This is a genomic window from Bifidobacterium castoris (assembly GCF_003952025.1).
GTDB lineage: Bacteria > Actinomycetota > Actinomycetes > Actinomycetales > Bifidobacteriaceae > Bifidobacterium > Bifidobacterium castoris.
On the sequence record NZ_QXGI01000002.1, the window covers coordinates 378,111 to 399,617 of the forward strand.

A 21,507-nucleotide genomic window follows, 5' to 3' on the forward strand; every position below is an offset into this window, starting at 1 on the left:
AACCACCGGAAAGGAACGTGCAGTGTCGCTCATCGAGAATTTCACCAAGCCTTACGGATTGGTCGACAAGATCGACGCATTCGGTTATCTCGACTCCCTCAACAACAACCCCGACGCTCCGCGCAAGCACGGCAAGGTCGTCCTCGTCACCGCGGACACGCCGCTCAAGGCGTCGCGCGGCGAAGGCAAGACGACGACGACGATCGCGCTCATCGACGCGCTCAACGCGCGCGGCATCGACGCGGCCGCGGTGCTGCGCCAGCCGAGCATGGGCATCACGGCGGCCGGCTCGAAGGGCGGCGCCTCCGGTGGCGGCAAGGCGTCGCTGACGCATCCCGAGCTCATCGACTGGGGTCTGTGCGGTGAAATGGGCGCGATCGAGGCGGCGCAGAACCTGCTCGCCTCCTTCGCCGAGAAGGCCGTCGACGACGGTCTGCTCGACACGGTGCTCGTCCCGCGCGTCTCCGAAGTGCCGTCGCGTTCGCTGCGCAGCGTCGTCGTCGACGCCGGCAAGAACGACGTGCGCGAGAAGACCGTGCTCACGCCTACCTGCGAGCTGATGCAGATCGTCGTGCTGTCGCGTTCGATGGACGAGATCGCCGATCGCGTCGCGAAGATGATCGCCGGCACGAAGGACGGCAAGGCCGTGACCTTCGGCGAGTTCATCGACCTGTGGCGCGTCACGAACATCCTCGCCGACGCCGTCAAGCCGGCGAAGACCGAGACGAAGAACGGCTCGCCGGTGTATGTGCACGGCGGTCCCTTCGCGAACGTCTCGATCGGCATCCCGTCGCTCGTATCCGTCGAGATGGCGTGCGCGCAGCATGACGTCGTCATCGTCGAGGCCGGTTACGGCGCCGATGCCGGCGCGCAGAAGTGGCTCGACATCGCCTGCCGCGAATACGGGGCGCAGTGGCCGAGCGCGGCCGTCGTCGTGACGCGCGCCTCCACCTGGCGCGACGACCCGGCGCTGCAGTGGCGCTACCCCTTCCACGTCGAACGTCTCGAAGGCCTCGGCATTCCGACCTTCCCGCTCATCAATCTGTGGGACGGCGAGGACGACCAGGTTCCGGCGCTGCGCGAGACGGCCGCCGAGCTCGGCTTCCGCGAGCCGATCGTCGGCAACCTGTACCGTGACGGCGGCGATGCGCTCGCCCCGCAGCTCGACGCCTTCGCCGAGGCCGTGAGCGCCGAGGATGCGCCGGAGACGCCGACGAGCCACAAGGGCATGCCGCTTGTAGAGAACGTCAAGTGGGTGTGCGAGCACGCCTATGGCGTCCCGGCCGATCGCGTCGTCATGAAGCCCGGATTCGAGGAGTCGCTCGAAGCCGCGCGCGCTCTCGCCGAGGACGCCGGCGTCGTCTTCGACGACCTCGCGCTCGTCGCCGTGAAGTCGCCGGCGACGATGACCGACAACGACGCCGCGCCGGCCGACGAACGCACGGTGACGCTCAAGAAGGTCGACGTCCATTCCGGCGCCGGCCTAGTCCACGTCAACCTGACGATGTCGCTGACGACGCCGATGCCGAAGATCGTCTGAGATCCACACGGCTGTCTGTTCCCGGGCCGCCACGCGCCTGATCGCGCGCGGCGGCCCGCATGTTTCGGGCTGAAGGCGAAGGGGAGGTGCGGACGGTGGGGCAGGCATAGGGTATATCAAGTCGGACGAGACGTATCGGTTCACGATTGATGATGACGGCAACACGACATGGACGGGCGACCATCTGCCGTGGCTCGTCGTTGATGATGCCGGATCGACCGGCATCCGCGTCGTCGGCAACGAAAAGGAGGAGGAGCCCGGCGTCGAGCTGCCTTCGGCGGGCGGCTTCGGGACGCATTTCGCGGCCTTCGGATTCGCGTTCATCGCGGCGGGCATGTGTCTGGCGGTGGCCGCGCAGAAGAACCGCAAACCCGGCGCGCACGCCGGGACGCGTGGTCGCTGATTCAGATGAATGAAGAGAGACGCCGTCGAATCGGGGGGGATTCGGCGGCGTCTCTCGTATACGCTGAGCGTTCGTCGCACGGTAGTCGGCGGCGGAACTCGGCGCGGAAAACCCGGATCAGAAGTTGGAGCCGTTCCAGCCCCAGTCGGGCGTCGCGGTGTAGCGGATGTAGGTGCGGTCGGCCGGGATCTCGAGCGTGTCCTGCAGCGCGTCCATGATCTGCGGCGTGAGATTCTTCCAGGCGCTCGTCGGCACGTTCGAGCCGAAGACGTTCACCTCAACGTAGGCGACCGGCGCGGAATCGTCGCCGCCGAAGTACATCGGCACGTTGTCCTCGAACATGCACATGAGCCAGCCCTCGGACTTGCCGGGGACGGCGGGGATGGCCTGGCCGAACAGGTTCTTGAGCGTGTCGCGCTGCTCCTTCGTCGTCGGGATGGAGACATGGGTGTGGATGACTGGCATCGGTCCTCCTTGATGGAACGGATGATGGAACGGCGGCGGCCGCATCGGCGGTCACCGGCCAACAGCATCCAGTCTAGGACAACCGCCCTGCACCGCATCCGAGTTGCACCCGACGGCTGAGCGGAGGCCGGTGGGAGACCCGTCCGCGTCGGCGCGTCACTTCCAGCCTTTGGGCGTGTGCTCGATCGACCACATGCCCAGACGGTGCGAGAAGCTCCGCTCCCACTTCGCTTCGAGCTCCTCCTCGGACAGGATGTGGTCGCCGCGGCGCAAACGGTTCATCGCATTTGTGTGCGTGTCGTCGAGCAGCCATTTGCGGATGATGAAGTTCCAGATCGCGACGACGACCGCCGAGATGAGCTTGCCGATGTTCGTGCGCAGCAGGTACATCGCATGCTGGCTGATGTAGGCGTCCTTGTTCATGCCGTAGGTGGACAGCCAGATGATGACCATGTTGATGAACAGGCCGACGACGGCCGAGAACAGGAAGATCGCCATCTCCATCCACCGTGCCATATCCGGACGGTGCCTGAAGACGTACTTCATGCTCGCGAAGTAGTTGAAGACGAGCGAGATGAGGAACGAGATCGTCGCCGCGATGACGTTATGCATATGGAACACGCCGACGAGGAGGTTGAGGATGCCCCAGTCGATCAGGAACGCGATGATGCCGACGATGCCGAATTTCAGGATCTGCTCAATGAGTTTGCGCACACGAACAGTGTACAAGGGGTCCGTCCGAAGCCGCTGGCAGCGTAGAGCGGTGTGGCGGGGGATACGCGTATGAGCCAGCCGTCGCTTGGCTCGATGGGTATTCGCCCATGATGCGAACGGCAGCTGCGCGACGGTGCCTGCATCGCGGCGGCGCAGTCGGCGCCGGTCGGCTGCGCCGGGTCGCGCATATCCCCAGGTTTCCACCCGTGCATAGCTCGATAGTTCAGGGGAAATCTGGGGATATGCGCTGCGTGCCGCCCGAGTGGATGGCTGGGGTGTGTGATTATGTGCGCTTGGGTTGGTGGATGTGTGGTCGAGGGATCAGCATGGTTGATATTGTGCGCCTTTGATGGCCCGGGCCGCCGGAGCGTCTGCGCTCGCCGGCGGTGTGCGCATAGCTCGATGGTTTGCACGAAATATCGAGCTATGCGCACGCAGGCGCACGGAGAGGGCGGGGCTGAACGGTGGAACACCCTCCGCGCTGCGGCGCTATGTGCCTGTGCGCCCGCGCGAGATGGGGAAGAGGCCGCCCTACAGTTCGACCTCGGGTTTGTTCGGGTCGTCCTCGACGTGGGCGAACTTCGCGGCGAGCGCCTCCTTGTTCTTGCGTTCGTCCTCCTTGCGCGCGCGTTCCTTCGCCTCCTTGGGGTCCCACAGGATGTCCTCGCGGTGCTTGCGCCACTCGGCGCCGGCGATCGGCGCGAGCGCCTGCGCGAGCACGGTGGCGGCATCCGTGGCGTCGTCGTCGCCGTTCGGCGTGGCGTAGGCGGCGACGACGCCACGGAACTGCTCGGCCGTCAGGCAGATCTGCGGCAGCTGCAGCGTCGCGGCGAAATCGTTGATGAACAGGAAGAACGGCAGCGCGAGCCGTTCAAGGCCGCGCACGCGCTGTTCGGGCGCGCCGCCGGCCGTCGCCTCCTCGGTTCCGAGCTGCGTCGTCGCGGCGCGCATCAGTTCGTTGAGCAGTGCGACGACGACGGCGTAATGCCATGCGGGCGATTCGACCTTCGTCTCGGCGCGCGCGGCGACGAAATCCTCGAGGTCGCCGATGGCGGCCGTGACGGCGGTGGAGGTCGCGCCCGACCAGCCGGCGTCGAGCGTGCCGGCGGCGTCGAGCAGCCCATGCACGTCATGCGACGAGATGAAGCCCTCGAGCGCCTCGACCGCGTCGTTCGCGGCGTTCAGCGCGTCGACCGTCGACTGCGGGCGCCCCGGGATCGCGTCGGCGCCCTCGTAGACGAATTCGGCGTCGGCCATCGGAATCGTTTCGCCGGTCATGACCTGCGCGGCGAGACGGCTCAGCCGCACCTGCAGGTTCTCGCAGTAGCGCGCATCGTTGTCCATGTGCAGCGCCGACGTCAGCGGCCACAGTTCGGTGAGGTCGGCCGCCTCCTGCGCGGCCTGGCGGACGCTCGGCAGCGCGGCGATGCGCTCGACGACCTGGTCGGGTTCAGCATTCATCGTGACTCCTTATGGTTGCGGACGCCGCACGGCGTCCGGGAAACGGATGGCCGGCGGCTACGCGATGCCCTTCGCCGGGTCGGCGTAGGTGATCGACAGGACGTCGTGCGTCGCGTTGTCGTAGGTGATCGACGTCACCGACGCGAGCGCCGTCTTGCGCAGCAGCATGTTGTGTTCGGGGCGTCCCGTCTCGAGCATGTGGCGGTACGACCAGATCGGCGATTCGTGCGTGACGACGACGATCTGCTCGCCGGGATGCTCGTCGACTTTTTCGAGGGCGAAATTCTGCACACGGTTCGCGATCGAACGGTAGCTCTCGCCCCAGCTCGGACGCCACAGGTTGCGCACGAGCCTGAGGTTCTCCGGGCGCCACAGCGCGCCGTCGCCGTGGCCGATGCGCTTGCCGCGGAACTCGTTGCGCGCCTCGATGAGACGGGGGTCGGTGAGCAGCTGCAGCCGCTGCTGGCCGCGGTCGGCGCGCAGGCGGTTGAGCTCGAGCAGGATCGCGTCGGCGGTCTCGCGCGTACGGTCGAGCGGCGACGAGTAGACGGCGACGGCCGTGTTCGTCTGCGGGTTCGCGGCGAGGTAGCGGCCGGTCGCCTGCGCCATGCGCCGCCCGGCTTCGGACAGATGGAAATCGGGAAGCCGTTCGTAGAGCACGTGGTTCGGGTTGTGGACCTTGCCGTGCCGCACGAAGTTGATGGTGGTGGCCGTCATGACGCTCCCTTTCGGATTGATGTGAACATTTCACGATAATCGCTTCCTCCTCAATAATGTACCGCGTGTCGCGCCGGAGGGTGCGACTAATGTGGCCGTGTTCGCGAACGCGTGCGCGAGGTGCGTGCGGCGCGCGGACAATCCGATCGGTCGCTCGACGACGACGTAGCCGGATCGCAACGCGACACGACCACCCCAACCAACAACCAACCGCAGGCGGCGACAATCAAGCCGTGACGCCAAACGGCGCGACGGCCGCATGCGGCACACACCCCGCGAGCAGAAAGGAGCGGCACATGGCACAACACAGGGAGCACGTGGTGACGAAAGGGATCAGGGACGTCAACAGGCGGTTGTTCGGCGGCTACGCGCAGCTGCTGAAGATCCCGCATACGGCCAGGTTCACGGTCGGCTCGGTCGTCGCGTGCATGCCGTTCCCGATGGTCGGCATGACGATGACGATCATGACGCAGCAGTACTACGGCAACTATTCGCTCGCCGGCGCGCTCACGGCCGTGCAGGCGATCGCCGGCGCCGCCGTCGGGCCGCTGTTCGGCACGCTCGTCGACCGCTACGGGCAGCGGCAGGTCTCGGTGCCGATCATCGCCGTGTGGACGGTCGCGGCGACGGCCTTCGTCTCATGCGTGCTCGCGCACGTGCAGCCGTGGATCCTGTTCTGCATCGTGCCGTTCCTCGCCGCCGTGCCGCCGTGGGGCGCGATGAGCCGCGCGCGGTGGACGAACCTGCTCAGGCACGACCGCGTCGGCGTCAACCGCGCGTTGTCGCTGTGCGGCGTCTTCGACGAAGCGATGTGGGTCATCGGCAATCCTCTCGCCTCGACGCTGGCCGTCATCTCCGGCGTGCTCACGTTCAGCTTCACCGGCGCGTGCGTCCTCATCGGCGCGCTGATGTTCCTGACCGAGCTGACGACGGAGCCGGCGAGCCAGACGCGGCTCGCGCGCGCCGAAGGCCTCACGCGGCGCGAGTTCCGTGCACGCGAGGACGAGAAGGCGCGGCTGCTGCGCGCGCGGACGGCGGAACGCGACGCACGCGCGCAGGCGAAGTCGGAAGGGCGGAGCGCGGCCGAGGTGGACGCCGCCGGCAAGGCGGCCTACGAGCGGTCGATGAGCGGCAAGAAGGACTCGATCTGGGGTCCGGGCCTCATCGCCGTATGCGTCACCTGGTTCGGGCTCGGCGCGTTCCAGTCGGCCGCCGGCATCTCGATCGTCTCGTTCGCTACCGAATCGGACATGAAGCAGTACACCGGATTCGTGTTCGCGTGCTTCTCGATCAGCTCGCTGCTCGGCGCGCTCGTCTACGGCGCGAAGAACTGGACGATCCCGCTGTGGAAGCGCTTCTACGTGTGCCTCGCCGTGCTCAACCTCGGCATCGGCTCGTTCCTGTTCGCCAAGCAGCTGTGGGTCATCGCCGTCATCTACCTGTTCATCGGCGTGTGCCAGTCGCCGACATGGATCAACGGCAACCAGCTGATGCTGCATCTCGTGCCGCAGACGCGCTTCACCGAAGGCATGGCGTGGATGGGCGCGATGAACGCGATCGGAGGGTCGGCCGGGTCGGCGATCGCCGGCGTCGCGATCGACCATGCCGGCTCGCACGGCGGCTTCGCCGTCGTTACGGCGCTCGCGCTCGTCTCGCTCGCGATCGCGCTGTGCGGCTTCAAGCAGATCAAGGTGAGCACGCAGACGCCGGTGCTCACCGAAGTCGACTCGACCGACGCCGCGATCGGCGACGGAGACGAGACGGCCGCGCAGCTGGAGGACGTCGCCGCGATCGCGGCCGAGGACGCCCCCGCGGACGAGGCGCAGGAGCGGGCGGATCGCTAAGCGCGCGGCGCGCTCGGCGGGGGCGGAGGGCCGCCCCCGTCACGTCGGCCGCGCGCGCCACAATAGACGGCATGACTGATGCTGCAATCGTACAACCAGAAGACTCCGTCGAAGACATGAAGGAACGCGAGCGCGTCAAGCCGGAACTGCCGGCGGACGTGCGCGTGCGCTTCTGCCCGTCGCCCACCGGCATCCCGCATGTGGGCATGGTGCGCACCGCCCTGTTCAACTGGGCCGAGGCGCGCCATACGGGTGGCACCTTCGTGTTCCGCATCGAGGACACCGACGCCCAGCGCGACTCCGAGGAGAGCTTCAACCAGATCATCGAGGCCCTCGACTGGCTCGGCATCGACTGGGACGAAGGGATCCGCGTCGGCGGCCCGGACGGCCCGTACCGCCAGAGCGAACGCGGACCGATCTACGACGACGTCGCGAAGAAGCTGCTCGCCGCCGGCTACGCCTACGAATCGTTCTCGACCCCCGAGGAGATCGAGGCGCGCAACGTGGCCGCCGGCCGCCCCAAGGAGTTCGGCTACGACGGCTACGACCGCGACCTGACCGAGGAGCAGAAGGCCGCGTTCCGCGCCGAGGGCCGCCAGCCGGCGCTGCGCATCAGGATGCCCGACGAGGACATCACGTTCAACGACCTGATCCGCGGCGAGATCACGTTCAAGGCCGGCTCCGTGCCGGACTACGTGATCGTGCGCCCGAACGGCGACCCGCTGTACACGCTGACGAACCCGGTCGACGATGCGCTGATGCGCATCAACGTCGTGCTGCGCGGCGAGGACCTGCTCAGCTCGACGCCGCGCCAGATCGTGCTGTACCGCTACCTCGTCGAACTGGGCGTAGCCAAGGAGACGCCGGTGTTCGGCCACATGCCCTACGTCATGGGCCAGGGCAACAAGAAGCTCTCCAAGCGCGACCCGGAATCGAACCTGTTCCTGCACCGCGAGCACGGCTTCATCAAGGAAGGCCTGCTCAACTACCTCGCGCTGCTCGGCTGGTCGATCGGCCCGGACCGCGACATCTTCACGATGGACGAGATGGTCAAGGCCTTCGATGTGCGCGACGTCAAGGCGAACCCGGCGCGCTTCGATCTGGACAAGGCGACGGCGATCAACGCCGAGCATATTCGCATGCTCGAGCCGCAGGACTTCCTCGACCGTTCGGTGCCGTACCTGTTCCGCGCCGGCGTCGTCTCCGCCGATTCGTGGGATGCGCTGGGCGACCGTGAGCGCGAGGTGCTCACCGCCGCCGCGCCGCTCGTGCAGACGCGCGTGCGCCTGCTCGGCGAGGTCGCCGGCATGGTCGGCTCGCTGCTGTCCGACGACGCGTACATCCCGCCGGAGGACGACGCGAAGAAGCAGCTCAAGGCGACGGCCGGCGAAGTGCTCGATGCGGCGATTGCTGCGCTCGACGCGGTGCCGGAGGACGAATGGAAGACCGATCATCTCCATGAGACGCTCAACAAGGCGCTCATCGAGGAGGGCGGTTACAAGCCGCGCGTCGCCTTCGGGCCGGTGCGCGTCGCGATGAGCGGCCGCCGCGTCTCGCCGCCGCTGTTCGAGTCGATGGAGATCGTCGGCAAGCCGCTGACGATGCAGCGTCTCGAAGGCCTGCGCGCGCATCTCGACGAGATTCAGGGCTGATTCGGGGCGCAGTCATGCGCCGGACGGACGCATGACTGCGGCCGAGCGGGGAACATCTGCCGATGTTCCCCGTTTTTGTTTGCCGGGGCCATGCGTCGATGTTGCGTGAAAACGTTGGAATCATGGGCGACACGCCGTGATTTGCATGAGTGCGGGATCTCTAGTATATTTTCTTTCTGTTGCTTCACGGAGCAGCGAGATGATGCCCCCATCGTCTAGCGGTCTAGGACTACGCCCTCTCACGGCGCCAACACCGGTTCAAATCCGGTTGGGGGTACGAAGTTCACCACCACGGTGATGAACATGCCAATTGGGATGTGGTGTAATTGGCAACACAGCTGATTCTGGTTCAGCCATTCTTGGTTCGAGTCCAGGCATCCCAGCCAATCGAAACCCTCGCTTCGGCGAGGGTTTCGTCGTTTTCGCGAGGCGCGCCCTCGGTGAAGCGTTTGCGCGGAAAACGGGGGGAATCCGCGTGACGCGCGCCATGTCGCGCACGAAGTGCATTACTGTTGGAAGTATGAGCGAACGAGCAACGAACAAGCAGGCTTCGGCCATGGATGGACCACTGTCGGTGTCGCAGCGCCTCGGTCGGCTGCAGTTCCATCGTTCGGGCAAGTTCCGCATCCTGCAGCTCACCGACATCCAGGATGGTCCGAAGGTCTCGTCGGACACGATCAGCCTCATCGAAGCCGCGCTCGCGAGCGCGCGCCCCGACCTCGTCGTCTTCTCCGGCAACCAGATCGCCGGGTACGATCCCGCTTACGCCGCCACCTTCTGCAAACGCCACTGGAAGAAGCCGCTGCCGACCGCGCGGCGCGAGGCCGAGCTCGAGCAGACGCGCGAACGGGTGCGCTCTTCGATACGCCAGTTCGTCACGCCGATGGCGGACGCCGGCGTCCCCTGGGCCGTCACCTACGGCAACCATGATTTCCAGTGCGGGCTGAGCAACGCGCAGCTTGATGCGATCTACCGCGAGTTCAAAGGCTGCCTCAATCCCGTCATCACCGGGCATATGAAGCAGGAGATGCACATCGACGACCCGTCGGCGCCGCTTGACGCCGCCGACGTGTGTGCGCGCACGACGGTGCCGGCGCTCGCCGACGAGGTCGCCTACGCGTGCGAGTCGGGCACCTTCGCGCTGCCGGTCGCGAACGAACAGGGCGAGACGATCCTCGGCGTCGTGCTCGTCGATTCCGGTGACTATGCGCCGACGGGCGGTTACGGTGCGCCGGATGCGCGCGCGTTGGCGTTCCTGCGCGCATTGCCGGCCGTGTTGGGGCCGCACGTGAAATCGATCGTCTTCCAGCATACGGCGGTGCCGCAGTACTATCAGCTGCTCAAGCCGGTCGCGGCGACGGCCGCGCACGCCGTCGAGGGGTATCGGATGTTCTCCGGCCAGTACTACACGCTCGACGACGCGAAGACGGCGCCCGGCGGCTATCTCGGCGAGGGCATCAGCTGCCCCGACGACGACAGCGGCGAATTTGCGATCCTGCGGGACACGCATGCGTACTTCGCGATCTCGACCGGCCATGACCACCGCAACGCCTTCGACGGCGTCGTCGACGGCGTGCGCATGATCGCGTCGCCGACCTGCGGGTTCGGATCCTACGGACCGGTGCCGCAGCGGCGTGCGGCGCGGCTGTTCGAGTTCGACATCCGCCACCCCTACGAACCACGCACGCAGCTGCTCGCGTTCGGCGACCTCGTGGGCAAACCCAGTTCGAAGAAGGCCTACGTGTACGGGATGATCGCCGAATCCAAGCCGAAGAGCGAAGGCGTGAACCTGCTGCACAAGCCGACGGCGTTCAGCCGCATCCTCCATTCGATCGCGAAGAACCTGTTCGGCCGGTAGACCGCGCGTGCCGTTCTGGGGGTGTGGTCACGCGCGGAATGCCGCCGGAAGGGTGGGTTGGTGTCGGTGTATGGGTGAGGTTACCTACGGAATGCCATTGGGGGCGCTGCAACGGCGTTCTGTGGGCGGGGTCACCCGAATATTGCCATTGGTGTGGGGCAGCCGATGGCGGTTTGGGGATGAGCGCAACATATGGCGGAGGGGACCGGCGATGCGGTCCCCTCGATGGTGCCTTCGGGGCTATAGGCCTTGGCGCTGTCCGCGGCACGTGGCTTGCGGCTGCGGCTGCGGGTGGTGGCTCAGCGGCTGATGCTCGCCTTGATCAGCGCATCGGTCAGGTATTTGCCGGCGCCCATGACGAGCGGGGCGAAGCGGTGGCCTGGATTCGAACCCATGCGGCCGCTCGGGCCGGAGATCGAGATCGCGGCGATGACCTGGCCGGAGGCGTTGCGGATCGGCGCCGAGATCGAGCACACGCCCTCGTCGCGTTCGTTGATCGACTCGGCCCAGCCGCGCTTGCGGACGGCGGCGAGCTTTGCGGCCGAGAAGCGGGCGTGGCGCAGGCCCTGATGCAGGCGGTCGGAATCCTCCCAGGCGAGCAGGATCTGCGCGGCGGAACCGGCCTCCATCGACAGCATCGCGCCGACCGGAATCGAATCGCGCAGGCCGCTTGCGCGCTCGACGGCGGCGATGCAGACGCGCTGTTCGCCTTGACGGCGGTAGATCTGCGCCGATTCGCCGGTGCGGTCGAGCAGCGTCTGCAGGATCGGGCCGGCGGCCGCAAGCAGGCGGTCCTCGCCGGCGGCGGCCGCGAGTTCGGCGAAGCGCGAGCCGAGCACGAAGCGGCCATGCTGGTCGCGCAGCACGAAACGGTGCCGTTCAAGCGCGATCGCGAGGCGGTGGGCGGTCGGGCGCGCGAGCTTCGTTTGGCTGACGAGCTGGCCGAGCGTGGCGGGACCGGACTCGAGCGCGTCGAGGATCTTGACGGTCTTGTCGAGCACGCCGACGCCGGAATGGATCTCATGGTCATTGGCGACGGATCCGTCCGTCATCGACGTGTGGAGGTTGTGGCGCCTCGCCTCGCCTGCAGCGGCATCGGAAGGCGTCGCCTCGGTCTCGGTGGCGGTCATGGCGGTGGCGGATTTTGTCACGGCCTCATCGAGCTGATGCTCGGTTTTTGCGGATAGCGTATTTGAAGTCATGACGACATTATGCCATCTCACATAATGAAACGCCAAATCGAAGAGGGCGGAGCCTGCCGGCGAATCCGGGGCGGCGAGGCGCAAGTCTCGCAAAACGTAGCAATGGCAACGATTTCCTTTGTCTCAACCTGTTCACCGAACCTCCATATCTCATATAGTGACGTGCGTGCAATGTCTTGAAAGATGAACTCATAAGCTGAACGGACGTGTGAAGCGCGCCCTTGACAAGCGCAACCAGTTTTTGTAGGAGGAAGACCGACCATGGGAATGACACTGGCCGAAAAGGTCTGGGCTGATCATTTGGTGCGCAAAGGCGACGATGGCGCTCCCGACCTGCTGTACATCGACCTGATGCTCATGCACGAGGTGACGAGCCCGCAGGCCTTCGAGGGGCTGCGCCTCGCCGGCCGCACCCCGCGCCATGTGGACCAGCTCATCGCGACCGAGGACCACAACACGCCCACGGTCGACATCGACAGGCCGAACCCGGACGAGACGAGCGCGACGCAGCTGACGACGCTCGAGAGGAACTGCAAGGAGTTCGGCGTGCGCCTGCACCCGCTCGGCGACGCCGACCAGGGCATCGTCCACGCCTTCGCGCCGATGCTCGGCCTGACGCAACCGGGCATGACGATCGTGTGCGGCGACTCGCACACGTCGACGCACGGCGCGTTCGGCGCGCTCGCCTTCGGCATCGGCACCTCCGAGGTCGAACACGTCATGGCGACGCAGACGCTCAGCCTCAAGCCGTTCAAGACGATGGCGATCAACATCGAGGGCGATCTGCCCGCCGACGTCAGCGCGAAGGACATCATCCTCGCGATCATCGCGAAGATCGGCACCGGCGGCGGCCAGGGCTACGTGCTCGAATACCGCGGCAAGGCCATCGAGAACCTTTCGATGGACGCGCGCATGACGATCTGCAACATGAGCATCGAGGCGGGCGCCCGCGCCGGCATGATCGCCCCCGACGAGACGACCTTCGCGTATCTCAAGGGCCGTCCGCACGCGCCGCAGGGCGAACTGTGGGACCAGGCGGTCGAGTATTGGAAGACGCTGAAGACCGACGACGACGCGCGATTCGACGCTGAGGTCACGCTGCGCGCCGAGGACCTCGAACCCTTCGTCACCTGGGGCACGAACCCCGGTCAGGGCGTGCCGATCTCCGGCAGCGTCCCGGCCCCCGAGGACTTCGCCGACGCGACCGAGCGCGCCGCCGCCGAACGCGCGCTCGACTACATGGGACTCGAGGCGGGCACGCCAATCCGCGACATCCCGGTGGACACGGTGTTCATCGGCTCGTGCACGAACGGCCGCATCGAGGACCTGCGCATCGCCGCCGAGATCATGAAGGGCCGCAGGAAGGCCGACTCGATCCACCGTGTGCTCGTCGTGCCGGCGTCCTCGCGCATCCGCCTGCAGGCGGAGGAGGAGGGCCTCGACCGCATCTTCAAGGACTTCGGCGCCGAATGGCGCAACGCCGGCTGTTCGATGTGCCTGGGCATGAACCCGGACAAGCTCGTCGTCGGCGAACGTTCGATCTCCACGTCCAACCGCAACTTCGAAGGCCGTCAGGGCAAGGGCTCGCGCACGCATCTCGCGTCGCCCGCCGTGGCCGCCGCGACGGCGATCCGCGGCACGATCTCGACGCCCGCCGACCTGTAAAGCATCCCAGAAAAGGACGATTCGATGGAAAAACTCACAACACTGACCGGAACCGGCGTCCCGCTGCGCCGCTCGAACGTCGACACCGACCAGATCATCCCGGCCGTCTTCCTCAAGCGCGTGACGCGCACCGGCTTTGATGACGCGCTGTTCTACGCGTGGCGCCGCAACCCCGACTTCGTGCTCAACAAGCCGGAGTACGCCGACGGCCAGATCCTCGTGGCGGGTCCCGACTTCGGCATCGGCTCGTCGCGCGAGCACGCCGTCTGGGCGCTGCACGACTACGGATTCCGCGTCGTCATCGCGCCGCGCTTCGCCGACATCTTCTACGGCAACACGGCGAAGAACGGCGTCCTTGCGGCGATCATGCCGCAGGAGAGCGTCGAGCTGCTGTGGAAGCTCCTCGAGGAGGAGCCCGGCCGGCAGATGACCGTCGACCTCGAGAACCGCACCGTGGCCTGCGGCGACGTCGTGCTGCCGTTCGAGGTCAACGACTACGTGCGTTGGCGTCTGATGAACGGCTACGACGACATCGACCTGACGCTGCAGCACGAGGACGACATCGCCGCCTACGAGGCGATGCGCGCCGAGCGCTTCCCGTTCAAGCCGAAGACGATCCCGGCGTTGCACGGGCCGGATCAGACGATCGAATCGGCGCGCGATCCGCAGGAGGACGACTGGGCCGGCCCGATCGGCGCGCGCTGAACGGCCGCGACCGTATAATGGGCGGCGGGTGCGACGCAGGCCGCGCCGCGAACGGAGTCGTCACAAGGTGAAGGAGCAGCCATGGCGGATGCGATTGTGTTGATCACGACGGACAGCGATATGGTCGGCGACGCCGCGAAGCGCATCGTCGAGCTCGACGGCGTGCGCGACGTCTACTCGGTGGCGGGTGACGTCGACCTCGTGGCCATCGTCTCCGCTGACCGTTTCGAGGACCTCGCGCAGATCATCCCCGAAGGCATCGCGAAGGTGGACGGCGTCGCCGCCACGCAGACGCTGATGGCCTTCCGCACGTATTCGAAGGAGGACGAGGAGGCTGCCTTCGACCTCGGCGGCGACTGATCGCGCCGCGCAGGCGCCGGATGACGTCGAGCATAACGGCCCGGCGGCCGCGTCCCGTGCATGCGCACGTAGGATGCGGCCGCCGGGCCGTCGTCATAGGGGCATGCGGCCGTCAGTCGCCCTGCTCGGCAACCGCCTTCGATGCGACGGCGCCGACGTAGTAGACCGGCTGGTCGAAGTTCGGCTGGAACAGGAAATCGACGTTGGCGAGCATGTCGATCGTGAACCTCGCCTGGATCGCCACCGACACGACGTTCGCGGCGCCGGAGACGTCGACGCTCGAGCAGAACTGCGCGCCTTTGACGAGGCGCGTGTTCGGATCCCAGGTCAGGATCGACGTGACCGGTGCCGTCGTCGTCATGAAGGCGGGACGGTAGTCCTCGACGAGCTCGGTCGAACGGATATCCATGCCGCGGCGGTTCGCGCCGCCCTGCGTCAGGCCGGACGCGGCGAGCGACAGGTCGTAGAGCTGCACGGCGCTTGTCGCCTGCGTGCCCATGTACTTGCGCGTCGGCCGTTCGATGTTCGCGCCGACGAGCATGCCCTGGCGCACCGCGTTCGTCGCGAGCGGGATGTAGTCGTGCGCTCCGGTCGGGTTGTACAGGACGGTCGCGCTGTCGCCGGCCGCGTACACGTAGGGCACCGACGTCTGCATGTATTCGTTCGTGACGATCGCGCCATTGTCCATCATGTCGAGCTGCCCGCGCACGAGGTCGGTGTTCGGCAGGAAGCCGACCGCGAGCACGGCGAACTGCGCCGTGTACTCGCCGCCGTCGGTGACGACGGTGACGGTGCCGTCCTCGTCGTTGTCGCGCAAGGAGACGACCTTCTCGCCGAGCGCGAGCGTCACTCCGTGCGCGCGGTAGCGTTCCTCGACCTGATCGGTGATCGGCTTGTCGAAGTTGTTGGCGAGCACGCGGTCGGCGGCGTCGACGAGCGTCGTCTCGACGCCGATGCCGCTGAACTGCTCGGCCAGTTCGGCGCCGATGTAGCCGGCGCCGATGACGACGACCGACTTCGCGTCCGTCGAACGCTCCTTGATCTCGATCGCGTCGTCCCAGTTCTTGCACAGCTGCACGCGCTTCGAATCGACGCCCGGGATCGACGGCACGACCGGGCGCGAGCCGGTCGTCACGACGAGCTTGTCGAACGGCAGCGTATCCGTGTCGCCGGTCTCGAGATCGCGGTATTCGAGCGTCCTCGCGGCGACATGCACGTCGGTGACGTCGGTGCGCATGTGCATCGTGGCGCCGGCCGCCTCGAGCTGCGCGGGCGACGAGTAGAACATCTTCCTCGGATCGGACACGTGGTCGCCGACCCACAGCGCGATGCCGCACGAGAGGAACGACACCGTGGCGTTGCGTTCGAAGACGTGCACATCCCAGTCCGGATGCGCATGGAGGATCGACGACGCGGCGAAGGTGCCCGCGTGGGTGCAGCCGATGATCGCGACAGTGGTCATGAGAGTCTCCTTCGATGGTCATGCGGAAGGCCGGCGATCCGTTTCGCGCGGCGCCCGGCCGGTGGCTCCGATGATAGGTGCGAGACGCCGGGGCGGGCGCGGTTTTGCGCGCAACGCCGATAACGTCGGCCGTTCGGTCCGCCGTGCGCATGCGCGGCCTTGCGACTTACATGCCTTATGGCACAATGAAAGGCTGACGGGTGACGGCGCGGCCGGCCGCGGAAATAAAAACGGCGGCGCGCGGGTAGATATACATAAAGACGGACGGACCTACTCGGAAGGCGCCGCATCGCGTCTCCCGCGGCAACGATAGGACATGAAAGAGGTAGACGTGGCCGAACATACGGATGACGTGTTGCACGTCGTTGGCGGCAAACCGCTTAACGGAACGATCAAGGTCCGTGGAGCCAAGAACTTCGTCAGCAAGGCGATGGTCGCCGCATTGCTCGCGCCGGGCACAAGCGTGCTCAAGAACGTGCCGGAGATCCGCGATGTGCACGTTGTCTCCGACCTGCTGCGCCTGCATGGCGTGAACGTGGACGTCGACGGCTCCGAAGGCGTCGTGACGATCGACGCGACGAACGTGCAGCTCGCCGACGTCGCCGACGTAGACACGCTCTCGGGATCGAGCCGCATCCCGATCCTGTTCTCCGGCCCGCTGCTGCACCGCCTCGGCGAGGCCTTCATCCCGGCGCTCGGCGGCTGCAACATCGGCGGGCGCCCGATCGACTTCCATCTCGAGACGCTGCGCAAGCTCGGCGCCGACGTGGACAAGGAACACAAGGACGGCATCCACATCACGGCGCCGAACGGCCTGCACGGCGCGAAGATCCACCTGCCGTACCCGTCGGTCGGCGCGACCGAGCAGACGCTGCTCGCCGCCGTGCTCGCGGACGGCAAGACCGAGCTGTCCGGCGCGGCGACCGAGCCGGAGATCATGGACCTCGTGGCCGTGCTGCAGAAGATGGGTGCGATCATCTCGGTGGACGTCGACCGCACGTTCCGCATCGAAGGCGTCAAGGAGCTCAAGGGCTACACGCACACGGCGCTCACCGACCGCATCGAGGCCGCGAGCTGGGCGTCGGCGGCGCTCGCGACGCATGGCGACATCTTCGTCAAGGGCGCCACGCAGCCGGAGATGATGACCTTCCTCAACGTGTTCCGCAAGATCGGCGGCGAGTTCGACATCACCGACCGCGGCATCCGCTTCTGGCATCCGGGCGGCGACCTCAAACCGGTCGCGATCGAGACCGACGTGCACCCGGGCTTCATGACCGATTGGCAGCAGCCGCTTGTCGTGGCGCTCACGCAGGCCAACGGCCTGAGCATCGTGCATGAGACCGTCTACGAGAACCGCTTCGGTTTCACGAAGCCGCTCGTGCAGATGGGCGCGACGATCCAGCTGTACCGCGAATGCCTCGGTTCGCTGCCGTGCCGGTTCCAGCAGCGCAACTACAAGCATTCGGCCGTCATCTTCGGGCCGACGCCGCTCGAGGGGCGCGACATCGACGTGCCGGATCTGCGCGGCGGATTCAGCCACCTGATCGCGGCGCTCACGGCGAAGGGACCCTCCGACGTGCGCGGCATCAGCCTCATCGACCGCGGCTACGCGGACTTCCGCGGCAAGCTCAACGCGCTTGGCGCGCAGATCGACTGATTCGCGCGACCGCAACGCCCACCATTCTTTCTTTCCCCCACCGGCCAGCTGGCTCTTCTCTCCAGCCGGCCGGTTTTCGCATATGTGCACGGTGCGGGACGCTGGAGCGGGGCTTGGCGACTTGGGGTGCGCATGCGTGCGCCGGGTGGGACGCGTGGAGTGTGGCTTGATGTCCGGCGGCGCGTATGCGTACGCGATGCGGGGCTCGGGGAGGGGGCTTGGCGACTTGGAGTGCGTATGTGTGCGCCGTGCAGGACGCGTGGGGGTGCGGTGGCGTCCGGTGGTGCGTATGCGTGCGCGGGGCGGGACGCAAGGATGGGGCTTGAGGACTTGGGGTGCGTATGCGTGCGCGGGGCGGGACGTGGGTGTGGCGGTAAGTACGGTTCTCGGGGCACAATGGGGGGCATGGCATCCAAAGGCAAACCCTCCCCGCGCTCGGCGGTCGAGCCGCTGAGCAATAAACAGGTCGCCAGGCTTGCGGCCGAATACGATTTTGTCGACCCGACCCGGCCGTTCCCGACCGGTCGCATCCGCCCGAACCAGAAGGAGATCGACGAACTCAACCCGAAGACCACGCACAGGCTGCTCGAAGGCGCGGCGAAGGTGCTGCGCGCAAGCTGCAAGGTGCGCGCATGGGGCCTTGACAACGTGCCCGTCGAAGGGGCCTACATCACGGCCGCCACGCATGTGACGCAGTTCGACGTCTTCGTTCCGATGGTCGCGATGTTCCAGATGGGGCGGCGCCCGCGCTACATGGCGAAGGCCGAGATGGGCAAGTGGCCGATCATCGGCAAATGGTTCCGCGCCGTCGGCATGCAGCCCGTGCCGCGCCGCAGCGGCAAGGCCCGCCAGATAGAGGAGGAGTCGATCAACATCCTCGCCTCCGGCCATGCGCTGACGATCTGGCCGGAGGGCACCGTCACGCGCGACCCGAAGAAATGGCCGATGAGCATGAAGAACGGCGTCGGCTTCATCGCGCTCGAGGCCTCGCGACGCGTAGGCCATCAGATCCCGCTGTACTGCGCGGTGACATGGGGCGCCGCGAGCATCAACCACTGGTGGCCGTGGCCGCGCAAGAACGTCGTCATGTGCTACGATGTGCGGCTCGACTACGCCGATCTGCTCGCGCACGCCGACCAGTGGGGCGATGAGCCGCCTGTCGAGCTCGCCGACGAACTCGCACGCCGCGTGCGCGTGCGTATGAAGGAGGTCATGGCGAACATCCGCGGCGTCAAGGCGCCGGACGGGTTCTACGACTACCGCATCATGAAGGAGGTCCCCGAGGTCGCCCCCTTCACCGATCCGCATCTCGTCGACGCGCAGGCGCTCGGCAAGACCACGGAGGCGGCGCCGAAGGACGAATAACGCGCCAAGAGCGAAATCGAACATCGCGGCGCGACAGCGGCAACAATAGAGAGCAGACGAATCCGCGGGGACGGGTCGATGCCCGGCTCCGCCGCAATGACAGATGCCGGCGCGCACGCGCGGCGGAAGGAGCACGATATGGCGAACATCACGGTTCTGGGCGCGGGCGCCTGGGGAACGGCCTTCGGACAGGTCCTCGCGGACGCGGGCAACAACGTGACGATGTGGGCGATCGAGCCGGAGATCGTCAAGGCGATCCAGACCGAGCACCGCAATCCGGTGCGGCTGCCGAGCGTCGAGAAGCTGCCGGACACGATGACGGCGACCGGCGACCGCGCCGAAGCGGTCGCGCATGCCGACGTCGTCGTCGTCGCGATCGCCGCGCAGGTCGCACGCAAGGCGCTTGAGGAGTTCAACGGGCTGCTGCCGGACGAGGCCCTCGTCGTCTCGCTGATGAAGGGCATCGAAAAGGACACCGGCAAGCGCATGGACCAGGTCGTCGAAGAGGCGCTCGAGCTGCCGGCCAACCGCTTCCTCGCCCTGTCCGGACCGAACCTGAGCAAGCAGGTCGCCGCGCGCGAGCCCGCCGCGGCCGTCGTCGGCTGCACCGACATCGACAACGCGCGCGCATTCGCGAAGATGTGCACGACCGACTACTTCAAGGCCTTCATCACGGTCGACGTCATCGGCCTCGAACTGTGCGGGTCGCTCAAGAACGTCGTCGCGCTCGCCGTCGGCATGTCGCACGGCGCCGGCTACGGCGAGAACACGGCCGCGATGATCGAGACGCGCGGCCTGACCGAGATCAAGGAGGTCGGCACCGAGGCGGGCGCGCTGCCGGAGACCTTCTACGGCCTCGCCGGCGTCGGCGACCTCATCGCGACCTGCGGTTCGCCGTTGTCGCGCAACTACACCTTCGGCTACAACCTCGGCAAGGGCATGAGCGTCGAGGATGCGACGAAGGCCAGCAACGGCGTCGCCGAAGGCGTCGCCACCGCATCCGCCGTCGTCGCGCTCGGCGAGAGGTACCGTGTGGACACGCCGCTCGCGAAGGCCGTGACGCGCGTGCTCAACGACGGCATCTCCTTCGATCAGATGATCGCCGAGATGTTCCCGAAGGACATCACCGTCGAATGATCGATTATCGATAACGGAACGATCGGGGGCCGTGCACAACGGATGCTGTGCACGGCCCCCGATCGTATCCGCGCGGCGGCTGCGGACGCCGTCAGTGATTCAACGCGCCCTCGATGAGCAGCGTGACCATATCCGGGAACGGGATGCCGGTGGCCTCCCACGCCTTCGGGAACAGCGAGATCGACGTGCAGCCGGGGAAGGTGTTGATCTCGTTGACGAGGACGTCGCCTTCGGCCGTCACGAAGGTGTCGACGCGGCTCAGACCGGTGCCGTCGACGGCGTTGAACGCGCGCACCGCCGTGTCGCGGACACGCTCGATCAGCTCATCGGACAGCTTCGGCGGGATTTCGGTGTGGCTCGCCTGCGAGTCCATGTACTTGCTGTCGAAATCGTAGAACTGGTCGTCGCCGTCCTCGCGCTTGTCGAGCACGACCTCGCCGGGCAGGCTCGCGCGCGCCGAATCGGTCGGCTTCGGCCGGATGACGCCGCATTCGATCTCGCGCGCGTCGATGCCCTGTTCGATGAGCACGCGCCAGTCATGCAGGCTCGCCTCATACACGGCGGCCGCGAGCGCCTCCGGATCGTTGACGCGTTCGACCTTCGTGACGCCGAAGCTGGAGCCGGCACGCGACGGTTTGACGAACAGCGGGTAGGCGAGTCCGGCCTCGTCGACGAGCCCGAGGAAGGCCTCGCCGTCGGCGCCGAAACTGTCGGAGGAGTCGAAGCGGCGCGTGTCGATCGTGATGCCCGGTGCGACCGGGATGCCGGCGGCGTCGAGCAGCACCTTCGTGTAATGCTTGTCCATGCAGGCGGCCGACGCGAGCACGCCGCAGCCGACATAGGGCACGCCCATCATCTCGAAGAGCCCCTGGATCGTGCCGTCCTCGCCGTATGGGCCGTGCAATGCCGGGATGACGACGTCGATGTGGCCGAGCGAGGCGAGCGTGCCGTCGGAGCCGCATGCCCAGAAGCCGTCGGAGCCCTGTCCGATGTTGAGGACGACGTCACGTGAGCCTTCGACGCGCTCGACCTGCGGCAGGCCGTGCGCGAGGTCCCAGTCGAGCGGATCGGCGCCGTCGGTGATCCATGCGCCGTCCTTCATGATGCCGATGAGGACGGGTTCGAACCTTTCCGGGTCGAGCGCGCGCAGGAACGTGGCGGCCGTGATGCAGGAGATCGAATGCTCATCCGCCTTGCCGCCGTATATGACGGCGACGCGCGTGCGGTCGGCGGTTGCTTGCTGGGACGTCGGTTCGGACATGGTCACCTCTGTGCTGGAAAGTCAGGATCTACGACGTCT

17 protein-coding genes and 2 tRNA genes are annotated in these 21,507 nt (G+C 66.7%); 12 read left to right on the plus strand and 7 right to left on the minus strand.

Going from position 1 to position 21,507, the window contains the following annotated elements; genetic code table 11:
• The first annotated feature begins 22 nt into the window (after positions 1-22).
• Positions 23-1,540, plus strand: coding sequence for a formate--tetrahydrofolate ligase (locus tag D2E22_RS03775; RefSeq protein WP_126031780.1), 1,518 nt, complete (start codon positions 23-25; stop codon positions 1,538-1,540).
• A gap of 520 nt (positions 1,541-2,060) precedes the next feature.
• On the opposite strand, the gene D2E22_RS03780 is transcribed toward D2E22_RS03775, so the two are convergent.
• From D2E22_RS03780 to D2E22_RS03795, 4 genes are all read right to left on the minus strand, one after another.
• Positions 2,061-2,408 carry a phenylpyruvate tautomerase MIF-related protein gene (locus D2E22_RS03780; RefSeq protein ID WP_126031781.1) on the minus strand — a complete coding sequence of 116 codons (348 nt, stop codon included), beginning with the start codon at positions 2,406-2,408 and terminating at the stop codon, positions 2,061-2,063.
• A 156-nt stretch (positions 2,409-2,564) separates the two neighbouring features.
• Positions 2,565-3,122: a GtrA family protein gene (locus D2E22_RS03785; protein ID WP_126031782.1), complete on the minus strand. Its 558-nt coding sequence runs from the start codon at positions 3,120-3,122 to the stop codon at positions 2,565-2,567.
• Positions 3,123-3,653: 531 nt separating this feature from the next.
• On the minus strand, positions 3,654-4,583 hold the full coding sequence (locus tag D2E22_RS03790; protein WP_126031783.1) for a hypothetical protein: 930 nt from the start codon (positions 4,581-4,583) through the stop codon (positions 3,654-3,656).
• Positions 4,584-4,640: 57 nt separating this feature from the next.
• Positions 4,641-5,300: a histidine phosphatase family protein gene (locus D2E22_RS03795; protein WP_126031784.1), complete on the minus strand. Its 660-nt coding sequence runs from the start codon at positions 5,298-5,300 to the stop codon at positions 4,641-4,643.
• A 296-nt stretch (positions 5,301-5,596) separates the two neighbouring features.
• Between D2E22_RS03795 and D2E22_RS03800 the strand changes: the two genes are divergently transcribed.
• The 5 genes from D2E22_RS03800 to D2E22_RS03820 all read left to right on the plus strand — a co-directional run bounded on the left by D2E22_RS03800 (position 5,597) and on the right by D2E22_RS03820 (position 10,654).
• Positions 5,597-7,144, plus strand: a complete 1,548-nt coding sequence (locus D2E22_RS03800) for an MFS transporter (RefSeq protein WP_126031785.1) — start codon at positions 5,597-5,599, stop codon at positions 7,142-7,144.
• Between the two features lie 116 nt (positions 7,145-7,260).
• Positions 7,261-8,796 carry a glutamate--tRNA ligase gene (gltX, locus tag D2E22_RS03805; protein WP_206431347.1) on the plus strand — a complete coding sequence of 512 codons (1,536 nt, stop codon included), beginning with the start codon at positions 7,261-7,263 and terminating at the stop codon, positions 8,794-8,796.
• A 204-nt stretch (positions 8,797-9,000) separates the two neighbouring features.
• Positions 9,001-9,073 (plus strand) — tRNA-Glu (locus tag D2E22_RS03810).
• A gap of 34 nt (positions 9,074-9,107) precedes the next feature.
• Positions 9,108-9,182: transfer RNA gene (locus D2E22_RS03815), tRNA-Gln, on the plus strand.
• A gap of 134 nt (positions 9,183-9,316) precedes the next feature.
• Positions 9,317-10,654, plus strand: coding sequence for a metallophosphoesterase (locus D2E22_RS03820; protein ID WP_126031787.1), 1,338 nt, complete (start codon positions 9,317-9,319; stop codon positions 10,652-10,654).
• 299 nt (positions 10,655-10,953) lie between these two features.
• Here D2E22_RS03820 and D2E22_RS03825 read toward each other — a convergent pair whose 3' ends face one another.
• On the minus strand, positions 10,954-11,706 hold the full coding sequence (locus tag D2E22_RS03825) for an IclR family transcriptional regulator (RefSeq protein WP_206431349.1): 753 nt from the start codon (positions 11,704-11,706) through the stop codon (positions 10,954-10,956).
• A 411-nt stretch (positions 11,707-12,117) separates the two neighbouring features.
• On the opposite strand from D2E22_RS03825, the gene leuC reads away from it, so the two are divergent.
• From leuC to D2E22_RS03840, 3 genes are all read left to right on the plus strand, one after another.
• Positions 12,118-13,521 (plus strand): 3-isopropylmalate dehydratase large subunit, encoded by a 1,404-nt coding sequence (gene leuC, locus D2E22_RS03830; RefSeq protein WP_126031788.1) that lies wholly within the window; start codon positions 12,118-12,120, stop codon positions 13,519-13,521.
• 24 nt (positions 13,522-13,545) lie between these two features.
• On the plus strand, positions 13,546-14,226 hold the full coding sequence (gene leuD, locus D2E22_RS03835) for a 3-isopropylmalate dehydratase small subunit (protein WP_126031789.1): 681 nt from the start codon (positions 13,546-13,548) through the stop codon (positions 14,224-14,226).
• A gap of 81 nt (positions 14,227-14,307) precedes the next feature.
• Positions 14,308-14,586, plus strand: a complete 279-nt coding sequence (locus D2E22_RS03840) for an Lrp/AsnC ligand binding domain-containing protein (RefSeq protein ID WP_126031790.1) — start codon at positions 14,308-14,310, stop codon at positions 14,584-14,586.
• Positions 14,587-14,698: 112 nt separating this feature from the next.
• Here D2E22_RS03840 and D2E22_RS03845 read toward each other — a convergent pair whose 3' ends face one another.
• Positions 14,699-16,048: an NAD(P)/FAD-dependent oxidoreductase gene (locus D2E22_RS03845; protein ID WP_126031791.1), complete on the minus strand. Its 1,350-nt coding sequence runs from the start codon at positions 16,046-16,048 to the stop codon at positions 14,699-14,701.
• A 331-nt stretch (positions 16,049-16,379) separates the two neighbouring features.
• Here D2E22_RS03845 and murA point away from each other — a divergent pair, with 331 nt between their 5' ends.
• The 3 genes from murA (at position 16,380) to D2E22_RS03860 (ending at position 20,207) form a co-directional block, all read left to right on the plus strand.
• Positions 16,380-17,705: a UDP-N-acetylglucosamine 1-carboxyvinyltransferase gene (gene murA, locus D2E22_RS03850; RefSeq protein WP_026644730.1), complete on the plus strand. Its 1,326-nt coding sequence runs from the start codon at positions 16,380-16,382 to the stop codon at positions 17,703-17,705.
• A gap of 405 nt (positions 17,706-18,110) precedes the next feature.
• On the plus strand, positions 18,111-19,070 hold the full coding sequence (locus tag D2E22_RS03855; RefSeq protein WP_126031792.1) for a lysophospholipid acyltransferase family protein: 960 nt from the start codon (positions 18,111-18,113) through the stop codon (positions 19,068-19,070).
• 138 nt (positions 19,071-19,208) lie between these two features.
• The gene (locus D2E22_RS03860) at positions 19,209-20,207 is read left to right on the plus strand and encodes an NAD(P)H-dependent glycerol-3-phosphate dehydrogenase (protein WP_126031793.1); all 999 of its coding nucleotides are present in this window, start codon (positions 19,209-19,211) and stop codon (positions 20,205-20,207) included.
• A 91-nt stretch (positions 20,208-20,298) separates the two neighbouring features.
• Here the strand turns inward: D2E22_RS03860 and D2E22_RS03865 are convergent, their stop codons facing one another.
• Positions 20,299-21,468, minus strand: a complete 1,170-nt coding sequence (locus D2E22_RS03865; protein WP_126031794.1) for a D-alanine--D-alanine ligase family protein — start codon at positions 21,466-21,468, stop codon at positions 20,299-20,301.
• Positions 21,469-21,507 lie beyond the last annotated feature (39 nt).

What these genes read in the sequence shown, in the direction of transcription:
- D2E22_RS03780 (WP_126031781.1), bottom strand. Translation starts at nt 2,408, where the DNA reads ATGCCAGTCATCCACACCCATGTCTCCATCCCGACGACGAAGGAGCAG.
- D2E22_RS03790 (WP_126031783.1), bottom strand. Translation starts at nt 4,583, where the DNA reads ATGAATGCTGAACCCGACCAGGTCGTCGAGCGCATCGCCGCGCTGCCG.
- D2E22_RS03795 (WP_126031784.1), bottom strand. Translation starts at nt 5,300, where the DNA reads ATGACGGCCACCACCATCAACTTCGTGCGGCACGGCAAGGTCCACAAC.
- D2E22_RS03800 (WP_126031785.1), top strand. Translation starts at nt 5,597, where the DNA reads ATGGCACAACACAGGGAGCACGTGGTGACGAAAGGGATCAGGGACGTC.
- gltX (WP_206431347.1), top strand. Translation starts at nt 7,261, where the DNA reads ATGAAGGAACGCGAGCGCGTCAAGCCGGAACTGCCGGCGGACGTGCGC.
- D2E22_RS03820 (WP_126031787.1), top strand. Translation starts at nt 9,317, where the DNA reads ATGAGCGAACGAGCAACGAACAAGCAGGCTTCGGCCATGGATGGACCA.
- D2E22_RS03825 (WP_206431349.1), bottom strand. Translation starts at nt 11,706, where the DNA reads ATGACGGACGGATCCGTCGCCAATGACCATGAGATCCATTCCGGCGTC.
- leuC (WP_126031788.1), top strand. Translation starts at nt 12,118, where the DNA reads ATGGGAATGACACTGGCCGAAAAGGTCTGGGCTGATCATTTGGTGCGC.
- leuD (WP_126031789.1), top strand. Translation starts at nt 13,546, where the DNA reads ATGGAAAAACTCACAACACTGACCGGAACCGGCGTCCCGCTGCGCCGC.
- D2E22_RS03840 (WP_126031790.1), top strand. Translation starts at nt 14,308, where the DNA reads ATGGCGGATGCGATTGTGTTGATCACGACGGACAGCGATATGGTCGGC.
- D2E22_RS03845 (WP_126031791.1), bottom strand. Translation starts at nt 16,048, where the DNA reads ATGACCACTGTCGCGATCATCGGCTGCACCCACGCGGGCACCTTCGCC.
- D2E22_RS03855 (WP_126031792.1), top strand. Translation starts at nt 18,111, where the DNA reads ATGGCATCCAAAGGCAAACCCTCCCCGCGCTCGGCGGTCGAGCCGCTG.
- D2E22_RS03860 (WP_126031793.1), top strand. Translation starts at nt 19,209, where the DNA reads ATGGCGAACATCACGGTTCTGGGCGCGGGCGCCTGGGGAACGGCCTTC.
- D2E22_RS03865 (WP_126031794.1), bottom strand. Translation starts at nt 21,468, where the DNA reads ATGTCCGAACCGACGTCCCAGCAAGCAACCGCCGACCGCACGCGCGTC.